Origin of the sequence: Novosphingobium mangrovisedimenti (genome assembly GCF_025153475.1) — a bacterium.
Lineage (GTDB): Bacteria > Pseudomonadota > Alphaproteobacteria > Sphingomonadales > Sphingomonadaceae > Novosphingobium > Novosphingobium mangrovi_A.
This window is the reverse complement of record NZ_JANZXA010000029.1, coordinates 1-11,306: the sequence shown is the minus strand read 5'-3', so window position 1 is coordinate 11,306 and position 11,306 is coordinate 1. Positions and strand designations below refer to the sequence as shown.

The 11,306-nt window shown below is 61.3% G+C and carries 9 protein-coding genes and 4 pseudogenes; 12 read left to right on the top strand and 1 reads right to left on the bottom strand.

From position 1 onward, the window contains the following. The 4 genes from NZK81_RS20965 to NZK81_RS20950 all read left to right on the top strand — a co-directional run. A partial coding sequence (locus NZK81_RS20965) for an acyl-CoA dehydrogenase family protein (RefSeq protein ID WP_260047924.1) occupies positions 1–945 on the top strand: 945 nt, incomplete at its 5' end. Then, positions 942–1,802 (top strand): HTD2 family dehydratase, encoded by an 861-nt coding sequence (locus NZK81_RS20960; protein WP_260047922.1) that lies wholly within the window; start codon positions 942–944, stop codon positions 1,800–1,802. The genes NZK81_RS20965 and NZK81_RS20960, both read left to right, overlap by 4 nt. Before the next feature lie 23 nt (positions 1,803–1,825). Then, positions 1,826–2,701 carry a MaoC family dehydratase gene (locus tag NZK81_RS20955; RefSeq protein WP_260047921.1) on the top strand — a complete coding sequence of 292 codons (876 nt, stop codon included), beginning with the start codon at positions 1,826–1,828 and terminating at the stop codon, positions 2,699–2,701. Beyond that, on the top strand, positions 2,688–3,863 hold the full coding sequence (locus NZK81_RS20950; protein WP_260047920.1) for an acyl-CoA dehydrogenase family protein: 1,176 nt from the start codon (positions 2,688–2,690) through the stop codon (positions 3,861–3,863). The genes NZK81_RS20955 and NZK81_RS20950 overlap by 14 nt, the downstream gene beginning before the upstream one ends. A gap of 119 nt (positions 3,864–3,982) precedes the next feature. Here the strand turns inward: NZK81_RS20950 and NZK81_RS20945 are convergent. Beyond that, a pseudogene (locus NZK81_RS20945) lies at positions 3,983–4,120 on the bottom strand (transposase domain-containing protein); the annotation flags it as partial. 320 nt (positions 4,121–4,440) lie between these two features. Between NZK81_RS20945 and tnpA the strand changes: the two are divergent. From tnpA to NZK81_RS20905, 8 genes and pseudogenes are all read left to right on the top strand, one after another. After that, the gene (gene tnpA, locus NZK81_RS20940; protein WP_229710707.1) at positions 4,441–4,770 is read left to right on the top strand and encodes an IS66-like element accessory protein TnpA; all 330 of its coding nucleotides are present in this window, start codon (positions 4,441–4,443) and stop codon (positions 4,768–4,770) included. Continuing rightward, complete coding sequence (gene tnpB, locus NZK81_RS20935; RefSeq protein ID WP_031286377.1) at positions 4,767–5,108, top strand: IS66 family insertion sequence element accessory protein TnpB; 342 nt, start codon at positions 4,767–4,769, stop codon at positions 5,106–5,108. The genes tnpA and tnpB overlap by 4 nt, the downstream gene beginning before the upstream one ends. Positions 5,109–5,179: 71 nt before the next feature. Further along, a pseudogene (gene tnpC, locus NZK81_RS20930) lies at positions 5,180–6,250 on the top strand (IS66 family transposase); the annotation flags it as partial. Positions 6,251–7,009: 759 nt separating this feature from the next. Continuing rightward, positions 7,010–8,248, top strand: a complete 1,239-nt coding sequence (locus tag NZK81_RS20925) for a site-specific integrase (protein WP_188823867.1) — start codon at positions 7,010–7,012, stop codon at positions 8,246–8,248. Beyond that, positions 8,245–9,216: a tyrosine-type recombinase/integrase gene (locus NZK81_RS20920; RefSeq protein ID WP_188823865.1), complete on the top strand. Its 972-nt coding sequence runs from the start codon at positions 8,245–8,247 to the stop codon at positions 9,214–9,216. The genes NZK81_RS20925 and NZK81_RS20920 overlap by 4 nt, the downstream gene beginning before the upstream one ends. Further along, positions 9,213–10,229: a site-specific integrase gene (locus tag NZK81_RS20915; protein ID WP_188823863.1), complete on the top strand. Its 1,017-nt coding sequence runs from the start codon at positions 9,213–9,215 to the stop codon at positions 10,227–10,229. The genes NZK81_RS20920 and NZK81_RS20915 overlap by 4 nt, the downstream gene beginning before the upstream one ends. A 113-nt stretch (positions 10,230–10,342) precedes the next feature. Continuing rightward, positions 10,343–10,936: pseudogene (gene tnpC / locus NZK81_RS20910) on the top strand (IS66 family transposase); the annotation flags it as partial. Between the two features lie 27 nt (positions 10,937–10,963). Continuing rightward, positions 10,964–11,181: pseudogene (locus NZK81_RS20905) on the top strand (IS3 family transposase); the annotation flags it as partial. Positions 11,182–11,306: the final 125 nt, after the last annotated feature.

Sequence of the window (11,306 nt, the reverse complement as noted above, 5' to 3'; positions counted from 1 at the left end):
CGCGGCTGGATTGGCGCGGGTTCGCTTGGCACGCGGTCCGAAATCGCCGGCGAACTGATCGGCTTGAACGGCACCGAAGCGCAAAAGGCCTGGTGGCTGCCCAGGATCGCGAGCGGCGAGGTTTTACCGACCGCAGCCTTCACCGAGCCCGATACCGGATCGGATCTTGGCTCCATTCAAACCCGCGCACGGCAAGAAGGCGATCACTGGGTCATCAGTGGGGCGAAAAACTGGATTACCCATGCCAGCCGATCCGATCTGATGACGATGCTGGTGCGAACCTTGCCTGAAGCTAGAGGCTACGCCGGGCTGTCGATGCTGCTGGTGCCCAAGCCGCGCGGCAAGAGCGATGATGACTTTCCAGCCCACGGCATGACCGGAAGCGAGATCGAGGTTCCCGGTTATCGCGGGATGCGCGAATATGCCCTGCAGTTCGATGCCATGACCGCGCCGGCAGATGCCCTTCTGGGCGGCGAGGAAGGAAAAGGGTTCAAGCAGCTCATGCGCACCTTCGAAGGCGCACGCATCCAGACCTCCGCGCGGGCTATCGGCGTCGCGCGGCGGGCCATCGAACTGGGCCTGGACTATGCCTTGGCTCGCAAGCAATTCGGCAGGGCCATCGTCGGTTTTCCGCGCGTTTCGGATAAGCTGGCCATGAGTGTTGTTGATTTTGTGCTGGCGCGCGAACTCTGCTACGCCGCCGCCCGCGCCCGGGATGCGGACAAACGCTGCGATATTGAGGCAGGCATGGCGAAACTGCTTGGCGCACGCGTCGCCTGGTCGAATGCCGACGCAGCAATGCAAATCCACGGTGGTAATGGTTACGCCCTCGATTACGAGATCAGCCGTATCCTTTGCGATGCGCGCGTCCTCAACATTTTCGAAGGCGCGGCCGAGATACAGGCGCAGGTGATCGCCCGAGGTCTGATCGGAGGTGCTTCATGACCGCACGGGCCGGCGACCACTGGCAAGCCTGGGTCGCGCGCGAGGAATTCCGGCGCGGCGCTGTGGAGGCCGCCGCCGTGAAGCAATGGCTTGCGACATTTGACCGCGACGGGCCAGCGGATGCGTCCGTTCCTCAAGCCTATCACTGGTGTCTCTTCCCGCCCGATGTACCGACATCGAAACTAGGCGCCGATGGCCATCCTGCGAGCGATGGCGATAAAAACAGCTTCTTGCCGCCATTTGCCCAGTCTCGTCGCATGTGGGCTATGAGCAAAATCGAATTCCTATCGCCGCTGCAGGTCGGCCAGCCAGTGCAGCGCAGGTCGCGGGTCGCCTCGATCACGGAAAAGAACGGAAGGTCGGGCAGTCTCGTCTTTGTCGAGATTGCGCTGGAAATCCTCAGCGATGGCGAGGTCGCTGTTCGCGAAACGCAGTCGATCGTTTATCGGGAACCTGTGACCGCGCGCCCGGTGGTGCTCACCGCCGCCGTCCAAGCCTTCGATGCGTCCGAATGGGACGCGCACCGCCTGCTCGTTCCATCCGAACCCCTGCTCTTCCGGTTCTCGGCGCTGACGTTCAACAGCCATCGTATTCATTATGACCGGCCCTATGCCTGTGAAGTTGAAGGATATCGCGGCCTCGTCGTCCATGGCCCGCTCATCGCGACTCTGCTGCTTGACCTGGCGCAGCAGCAATTCGGCTTCAACGTCCTTCGGTCCTTCGAGTGCCGGGCGGTTTCGGCCGCGATCTGCGGAGAGAATCTGTATCTGGCGCTACGCGAGAACGGTGGCCGGGTACAGCTCGTCGCCCAGGCGCGCGATGGTCGCCAGATCATGGTCGCTAACGGCACTCTGTAGCCATCTTCCAGGGAGTTTTTGAAGTGACGCTTGATCCGCAGAAATTGCTAAACTTCCCCATTCCCTCCGTTCGCCAAACCGTCACCCCGCGCGATGCCGCGTTTTATGCCTTGTCGATCGGGATGGGGCGGGATCCGACGGACCTCGCGCAGCTTCAATTCGTGGATCCCCTTTGCGGACCGATCGCCATGCCCGGAATGGCACTCGTTCTTGCTCATCCGGGCTTCTGGTTGGGACTCCCCGATTCCGGCGTGGATCCGGTTGCCGTGCTGCACGCCAGCCAATCCATGTTGCTGCTTGGCCCGGTTCCGGCACAGGGCGAAGTCGAGAGCACAACCCGCGTCACGCACCTTGTCGACAAGGGTGCGGGTAAGCCAGCCCTGATTTTCACCGAAACCGACATCCGCGATGATCGCGGCACCTGTTTCGCCCGTCTGGAACGCACAATTTTCATTCGCGGCGGCGGCGGCTTTGGAGGGGACGCCCATGGTCCGCAAAGGGCTCCGCTGCCAGTGCCCGAAGGTGAGCCCGGTGTTGTCATCGACTTGCCGACCGGCCCCGAACAGGCCTTAATTTATCGCCTTAACGGCGACCTCAACCCTCTGCACAGCGATCCAGCTGTCGCAGCGCGCGCCGGTCTCCGGGCGCCCATATTGCATGGCCTATGTACGATGGGGGTCATCATTCACGCCGTCCTTCGCGGGCGTCTCGGCTACCGCACCGAGGGTTTGCGATCCGTGCAATTGCGTTTCGCGGCACCGGTGTTCCCGGGCGAAACCATCAGAACCGAAATCTGGAATAATGGCGCTTTTCGGGCATCGGTGCTCGAGCGCGACGTCATCGTTGCAGATCAAGGGTTTTTCACAATCTCGCAGGATGACGGCGATGCAGTTTCTTAGTCCTTTCGAACCTCAACACTTTCATGAAATCCGCGATGGCGTGCGCCGGCTGTGTGAAAAGTTCCCGGGTGAATATTGGCGCAAGCTCGACGCTGATCGCGAATATCCGACTTCCTTTGTGGATGCGTTGACCAGCGCTGGCTATCTTTCGGTCCTCATACCCGAGGAATATGGCGGATCAGGCTTGGGCCTTTCGGCTGCGGTTGCCATCCTTGAAACGATTCAAGCGATGGGCTGCAACGGAGCGGCATGCCATGCCCAGATGTATAACATGGCCATCATCCTCAGGCATGGATCGGATGAGCAAAAGCGCCTTTATCTGCCCGCGATCGCAAGCGGCGCACTGCGTTTGCAAGCTTTCGGCGTAACCGAGCCGGGAAGCGGCTCCGATACCACTGCGTTAAGGACGACGGCAGTTCGCGATGGGGACTATTTTGTGGTGAGCGGCCAGAAAATCTGGACCAGTCGCGCCGAACACAGCGATCTCATGCTGCTGCTAGCGCGGACTTCGCCGCGCGATCAAGTGACGAAGAAAACTGACGGTCTTTCCATATTCATCGTCGATATGAACCAAGCTCGCACCGCGGGTTCGCTAACGATCCGGCCTATTCGCACCATGATGAACCATGCCACGACTGAACTTTTCTTCGACAGGATGCGCATCCCGGCCGCTAATCTGTTAGGCAAAGAAGGCAAGGGTTTTCACTGCATCCTTTCGGGCATGAATGCGGAACGGGTGCTTATTGCTGCCGAATGCATCGGTGATGCAAAATGGTTTACCAGAAAATCTGTCGCTTATGCCAATGAACGGGTGGTTTTCGATCGGCCCATTGGCATGAATCAGGGCGTCTCTTTCCCGATCGCGCGAGCCCACGCAAATATGCGCGCTGCCGAACTCATGGTCCATGAGGCCGCGCGCCTTTACGAAGCGGGGCTTGAACATGGACCCGAGGCGAACATGGCAAAAATGCTTGCCGCCGACGTAGCAGTCGAAGCGGGCAACGTCTGCATCCAGACATATGGCGGATATGGCTTTGCTGAGGAATACGACATCGAACGGAAATTTCGAGAGACCCGCCTTTATCAGGTGGCACCTGTTTCGACCAATCTCATATTGTCATTCATCGCAGAGCACGTCCTGAAGCTACCGCGAAGCTATTGAGGCGGCTACCAAGGCTTGGGCCCGTCCTGCCACGCTCAGTCGTTTCTGCTCACTCGACGCAACGATTGTTGCTGCGACCAGGCAGTAGCCATCCGGTGAAAGCCGCGGCGTAGCGCGGATTAGGTGGTGATCGAGCGCTGGGTTGGCTGCCAGTTCCATGGCAGCAACTCGTCGAGTTGGCGAACCGGATGCTCAGCGATGCGAGCGAGCACGTCCGCGAGCCAAGCCTGGGGATCGATGTCGTTCAGGCGGGCGGTTTATGCCGGACGACGAACTATGCCGAGCGCTGAAGGGAATCGGGCTCGCCGCGAAGGTGGTAAGCGTTGCGAGTACCGGCCTTGACGGGGTGATAGTATGAGCTTCGAGCTCGTTTGATCGTAAGCGGTCGAGAACCCCCACATTTTCAAGCGCGCGCTGATTGGTAATTTCGCCTGCATGGATGGCGAGGTGATCGATGGGTGACGAAACAGATTTCGTATCCATCCGGCTGCGCCCGCCTTGTCGTGAGGTAGTGGACTGCTCTTAAGAATGCTCTCGAGAGTAGGCTTAGGAGCGGTTCATGGGGCACATAACGGTAATGACCGGGCCGGAACGGCGGCGGCGTTGGAGCGACGAGGAACGGCTGCAGATTTTGGCGGAAGCCTTTGCGCCGGGATCCAGCGTTTCGGCCGTGGCGCGGCGGCACGACATTTCCACGGCGCGGATCTACACATGGCGCAGCAAGCTGCGACAACCGCCCGCCCTGACCGAGTTCGCCGAGGCGGTGGTAGACGATGGCACCCAGCAAGGCTGGCAACAGGCCGGGATGCCGGTGATCATCATCGATCTCGGCGCCAAGGGACGCGTGAACGTATCAGCTGCGGCATCACCTGCATTGGTGTCGGCGGCGCTGAAGGCCTTGCGATGATCCCAGCAGGCGCACGGGTGTGGATCGCAATGGGCCATACCGATATGCGTCGCGGCATGCAGAGCCTCGCGGCGATGGTACAGCAGAGTTTTTCGCGAGACCCATTTGCCGGCGATCTTTGGGTCTTTCGCGGGCGTAACGGGTCGCTGGTGAAGATAATCTGGCACGACGGTCTCGGGATGTCGCTTTATTCGAAGCGGTTGGAACGAGGGAAGTTTATTTGGCCCTCCGCGAAGGATGGCGTAGTGTCGCTGACGAGCTCACAGCTGGCCTGTTTGCTCGACGGCGTGGACTGGCGGAACCCGCAATATAGCTGGCGCCCGCAGAGCGCAGGATAGGCGCAGATTTTCTTCGTCGAGGCCGCATTTTCCGCTTTAACCGGGCGGTTTTCTGTGATTCCATCCTGGTTGTGGACGCCGCCGTTTCGCCCCTGCCTGACGACATTGAAGTGCTCAAGGCGCTGGTCCGGCTCAGCACGCAACGCGCCGATGCGGCCGAACAGCGCGCCACCAGCGCCGAGGCCGAACTGGCCAATGCCCGTGCCCGGGAGAGCGCCACCGAGGCATTGATCTCGCACTACAAGTTGCAGATCGCCAAGCTCAGGCGCGAGCAATACGGCCCCAGCGCCGAACGCACCCGCCGGCTTCTTGCGCAGATGGAGTTTGAGCTCGAAGATTTGGAGGCCGACGCCGCCGAAGACGATCTGGCCGCCGAGACCGCCGCGACAAAGGCGACGAACGTCACCGCCTTTGAGCGCAAGAGGCCGGTCAGAAAGCCGTTCCCCGACCATTTGCCCCGCGACCGCGTCGTCGTTCCGGCGCCCTGTTCCTGTCCGGCCTGTGGCGGCATGCGCCTGTCGAAGCTGGGCGAGGATGTAACCGAGACGCTGGAGGTGATCCCGCGTACCTGGAAGGTCATCCAGACCGTACGCGAGAAGTTCTCCTGCCGTGACTGCGAGAAGATCACGCAGCCGCCCGCGCCATTCCATGTCGTGCCGCGTGGCTGGGCAGGCCCAAGCTTCCTCGCCATGCTGCTGTTCGAGAAGTATGGCCAGCACCAGCCTCTCAACCGCCAGGCGGAGCGGTTCACCCGCGAAGGCGTGCCGCTGAGCGTCTCCACGCTTGCCGATCAGGTCGGTGCAGCTTCCTTCGCCCTGATGCCCATCTTCCGATTGATCGAGGCCTATGTCTTTGCCGCCGAACGTGTGCATGGCGACGACACCACCGTGCCGGTCATGGCCAAGGGCAAGACCGATACCGGTCGATTATGGGATTATGTCCGGGATGACCGCCCATTCGGCGGCGCCGATCCGCCGGCGGTCGTTTTCTATTATTCGCGCGACCGGCGCGGCGAACATCCCCAGGCGCATCTCGCGTCCTGGCCCGGGATTCTGCAGGCAGATGCCTATGCGGGCTATTTCGAGCTGTACGCTCCCGACCGCCAGCCTGGTCTCATCCTGGAGGCAGGATGCTTTGCTCATTATCCAGAGCATGGTTTTATCTGGGGCGTTTTGGGATATAATCCGGGCTTGCCGGAGGTTTCGGCGCACTGGGCTCCAGATAAAAGCCGCGACCTCGCAGTTAGGGACCGCCGCACGCGGGGGCGACGTTGCAGATACCATTGCGTACCAGGTCGACGATCGAGGACTATGTCGCCACGCAGGAGTGGCGGTGCGCGCGACTGTTGCGCTGCCCGCTCCATCCGAGCGGCGGCTGTGCATTTCGGCGGCACGGCAGCTATGCGCGCCTGACCAGTCCGGTGTACGGATCGCTCGCTGCTACTGCCCACAGGGGCACATAACATTCAGCCTGCTTCCGGATTTTCTCGCCGCTCGCCTGCCCGGTTCGCTTGCCGCGATCGATCGCATCGTTGGGATAGCCGCGTCGGAGCGAAGCATGGAAGCCGCCGCAGACGCAGCGCGCGGCCCGGATATTTCCCTTCCAGGCGCGGTGCGCTGGCTTCGCCGCCGCGTTGTCGCGGTGCGCAGATCCGTTGCCGCCGTCAAAGTGATAGCGCCCCGGCTGGCGAGGCCGGGCTTGCCGGTGAGCGACGTTCCCGCCCTTGCGACGCTCCGCCTAGCCCTTTCCCCGGAGCTGTTGCACCGTATTCCGGCACCCTTGGGATTCCAACATATCCAGAGGTTAGGCAGTGTCGGCGATGCCGATGGCTCTTGCCAACACGATGCGGGGCGTGATCACGCTTTCAGCATGAGCTACGCTTTGCCGATCGAGGTAAAGCCATGCCCCTACATGTCGATCACATCGCCGCAGCCGACCCTGCCGCGCCCACCCCCGACGATATCCGCCGCATCTGGAGCGCGGAGCGGCGCCTTGGGGCAGGAACAACGATTGTTTATTTGATCCGCATCCAGCAGTTTCGTACCTATTGCGCCTTGCACGGCCTGGTCGAGCGAGAAGAGTTGACCCTCGAACGCGTAGGCCGCTTCAAAGACTGGTATGCGGAGCGACGGGGGCTAGACCCGCTTTCTCTCAGGATTTCCAGCAGCGCCCTGCTGTCGCTTAGCCGTGTCTATCACTGCATGGGGCTTGCCCCGCCTGACTGGCGACCGCCTCGTCCAGAGAAGGCATTGCTGCCGCCTTTGCTCGCGCAATATGCCGCCTATCTGACCCAGCATCGCGGTAATCCAGAGGTGACGGTTCACAAGAAGCTGGGCCACATCGGTATGCTTCAGGATCACTTGATCCGGGTCGGCAAGGACTGGCACTCGATGCAGATAACCGATGTCGACGCATTTCTGGTTGGCCGCGCCGCGCGATACTCCCGATCGCATGTGAGCGACCTTGCATGCACGGTACGCTGCTTTTCCCGTTTCCTGCACTGGATTGGCCAGAGTCCGGTCGATATCAGCGAGGCCGTGATCGCGCCCGTGCAACGACGGCACGAGCGACCGAGACGCGCCCTTTACTGGGATGATGTGAAGCGGCTCCTGATGGCCGTGGACAGATCGAGTCCGCAAGGCCTTCGCGACTACGCGATACTGCTGATGATGAGTACCTATGGCTTTGGCGCCGGCGAGATCATCCGCTTGCAGTTTCGGGATATCGACTGGGATAATAGCACGCTGTCAGTCCTTCGCCCAAAGACGGGTGTCGCATTCATGCTGCCGCTGTTGCCACCCGTCGCCAAGGCGCTGGCAGAGTATCTACGCCACGGCCGGCCCGCTGATACACCCACCCGCCATCTTTTCGTGCAGACGAAGATGCCGCTGGAGCCATTCGCGGCTTCAAGCGCGATACGCCACATCGTGATGAAGCATGCGAAGATCGCGGGGATCGATGCACCATTTCTGGGCAGCCATGTCTTGCGACATTCTCACGCGGCGCGCCAGATAGACCTGGGTGCACGGCCCCAAGTGGTATCGGATCTCCTTGGTCACCGGGATCCAGAGTCGGTCTCGGCCTATGTGCGGATCGCCACCGCATCCCTGCGCGAGATCGCATTGCCGGTGCCGACATGACCACCGTCATCGTCCTGGAAGAGTTGAGGAACGACGCAGCAAGCTTCCTGGCGTTCAAGCGCGCCATGGGCCATCCCTATCGACGCGGCGAGTTTGAGATCGAACGCTTCCTTCACTTCGTCGAAGACCAGTGGGGCAACGATGTCGATATTTCGCTGGCCGAAGCGATTAGCCGCTGGTGTGGGCGTTTGCCCGACCGCAAGGCCGTCACGCTCGGCAATGAGTTCGGGGTAATTCGTCAACTTTGCCTGCATCGCCGGCGTCGCGATCCCACCAGCTATGTGCCCGAGCACGCCTTTGCGCCGGTGAAAGAGTCGACGTTCTACCCTTATATTTTCAGCCGCGACGAGATCCGCTGCATTCTCGCCGCCGCGTCAGCGCACCAAGGCCGCTTCATATGGGCATCGATGCTGCGAAGGCTGATTCTCGTGCTCTACTGCACCGGCCTCAGGCTCGGCGAGGCGGTGCGCCTGACCATGGATGATGTCGATCTCGACCGTGGGACCTTGCTCATCCGCAACAGTAAGCGGCGTACGCGGATCGTCCCCATGCGCGACGATCTTGTCGCAGAGCTTGGCCTCTATGTCGATGATCGATGCCGGGTGCTTCACGATCGTGGTCAAGGGGATTGCGAAGCGCTGTTCGTTCGCCTCAATGGCGCGCCACTCTATACCCACGCGGCTTCCGACGCTATTCGCAAGCTCCTGCGCCGCCTCGATATTAAGCCTGCGCAGGGGCGCGTCGGAGCGCGCCCCTATGAGTTTCGGCATGCGTTCGCGGTTCACCGCCTGACAACATGGGCGGAGGAAGGCGCTGACATTCACGCCAAGCTCCCCTTGCTTTCGGCTTATCTCGGTCATCAGAACGTCATTGGCACCGAGGTTTATCTGAAGGCGACCCCGCAACTCCTGGAACTCGCGAGCACGCGCTTCGAACAACATATGCGACACGCCCGGCAGCCACGATGAGCAAGGCCGGACCTCAGCTACTGTTCGCTCTGGTGGAGTCGTTCTTCTCCAACTATCTGCCGCGCCAGCGCGGCGCGAGCCCACATACGACGCGCGCCTATCGCGACACGCTCAAGCTGCTGTTTCAGTTCGTTGCCCAGCGTCGCGGCCGCGAGGTCGCCGCGCTTGTGCTGGAAGATCTCGACGCCAACACCGTCGCCGGGTTCCTCGATCATCTCGAGGGCGGCAGATCCAACTCCACCGCGACGCGCAACTGCCGCCGTGCCGCGCTTCGCAGCTTCTTCAAACACCTCTTGCGCAACGATCTCGATAATGCGCTCCGCTACACGCAGGTGTTAGCGCTGCCGTCGAAGCGGGCGAGGCAGAAGCCCGCAATCTACCTCGAAGCAACTGACGTGCGGGCCATCATCGCCCATCCCGATCGGCGGACCCGCAGTGGCTGGCGTGATTACACGCTGCTGCTTTTCCTCTATAATTGCGGCGCCAGAGTGAGCGAAGCAACCGGCCTGCTGTGGCAGGACCTTCAACTGACGCCACCGTACCAGGCCCGATTGCGTGGGAAGGGCCGCAAGGAGCGCCTCGTTCCGCTATGGCGCGAGACGGCCGACGCGTTGCGGCGCCTACAAAACCTGTCGGGCGCTGCGGGCCAGCCGCATGTTTTCATGAACCGCCACGGCCAACCGCTGACCCGCGATGGAGCCGCGTACATCCTCACCAAGCATGCCTCGCCAGTCGTCCAGGATCGACCCAGGCTGGCGCGTGACCGCATCACTCCTCACGTTTTCCGCCACAGCTGCGCCGTCGCGCTCCTGCAGTCGGGCACCGACGTGACAGTGATCCGCGATTATCTCGGTCACTCCAGCATCGCGACCACGAACCGGTATATCTCGACAAACCTGAAGATGAAGCGCGATGCGCTACAGAACTTTTGGAAGCATGCCGGTATCGAACCCGCAAAGGCCACGCCTTGGAAGCCAAAGCCGGATCTGCTTTCGTACCTGCGGTCCCTATGATTTTATCACGAGCTCCACACTGACCTTTTCCGCTGATCTCGGACATCTGAATCGCGTGACCCCAGATAAAACCATGCTCTGGATAATGGCTCTTATGCCAAGCTCTGCATAAGAGCCACGCGCGCCGTTACTTCTTCGAGCTGGCCGATGTCGCCGCACAGCTCAAGAAGCGTCGCAAAAAGGCCGTCATCTCGCCGCTGGCAGTGGAGGCGGTCCGCCGTATCGACGCGATCTTCGATATCGAACGCGCCATCAACGGCAGATCGGAGCAGGATCGTTTGGCTCTGCGGCACGAGCACAGCGCCCCGCTGGTGGCCGATCTGGAAGAATGGATGCGCGACAATCGGTCAAAGCTGTCGAAGAACAGCGATGTGGCCGAGGCTATGGATTACATGCTCAAGGCATGGCCCGCCTTCGCAGCCTTCCTCGATGATGGCCGCATCTGCCTGACGAACAACGCGGCGGAACGAGCGCTCAGAGGCATAGCCCTGGGCAGAAAATCGTGGCTCTTCGCCGGCTCAGACCGGGGCGGCCAACGCACCGCCTTCATGCTGAGCCTCATTGGCACGGCAAAGCTCAACGACATCGATCCGCAGGCCTGGCTCGCCGACGTTCTCGCGCGCATCGCCGACATTCCCCAGAACCGTCTCCATGAACTGCTTCCCTGGAACTGGGGCGCTCCCGAAGATCAACGCGAAGCCGCCTGATCCGCGGCCTTCACCGAAGGCCTACCGTTCTCCGGTGCCGGCGATGCGGCCAAGTCTACCAGCGAGAGCGAGGTGGAGAAGCTGCACGCCAAGATCGGGCAGTTGGTCGTGGAGCGGGATTTTTTAGCGAAAGCCTTCGGTCGATGAGCGTGGACCGGAGGCGGGCGCTGGTTGAACCGGCTCACCACCGCCTGTCGATTGCGGCGCAGTGCCGTCTGCTGCGGATCAGCCGTTCGTCCTATTACTATGGCGCGGCGATCTGGATGAGAAGTTTCCGCCAATCAGGATGAGAACTGATCGTCGCGGTGTTGACGTGGTGCCTGCTTTGATTGACGCTGGCAAGCCGTTACTCGCAGGTTTGATTGTCGGC

Bases quoted from the DNA above. Each gene is read 5' to 3' on its own strand.
- NZK81_RS20960 (WP_260047922.1), top strand. From the start codon at position 942: ATGACCGCACGGGCCGGCGACCACTGGCAAGCCTGGGTCGCGCGCGAG.
- tnpA (WP_229710707.1), top strand. From the start codon at position 4,441: ATGACCGGGCCGGAACGGCGGCGGCGTTGGAGCGACGAGGAACGGCTG.
- NZK81_RS20915 (WP_188823863.1), top strand. From the start codon at position 9,213: ATGAGCAAGGCCGGACCTCAGCTACTGTTCGCTCTGGTGGAGTCGTTC.
- tnpB (WP_031286377.1), top strand. From the start codon at position 4,767: ATGATCCCAGCAGGCGCACGGGTGTGGATCGCAATGGGCCATACCGAT.
- NZK81_RS20925 (WP_188823867.1), top strand. From the start codon at position 7,010: ATGCCCCTACATGTCGATCACATCGCCGCAGCCGACCCTGCCGCGCCC.
- NZK81_RS20950 (WP_260047920.1), top strand. From the start codon at position 2,688: ATGCAGTTTCTTAGTCCTTTCGAACCTCAACACTTTCATGAAATCCGC.
- NZK81_RS20920 (WP_188823865.1), top strand. From the start codon at position 8,245: ATGACCACCGTCATCGTCCTGGAAGAGTTGAGGAACGACGCAGCAAGC.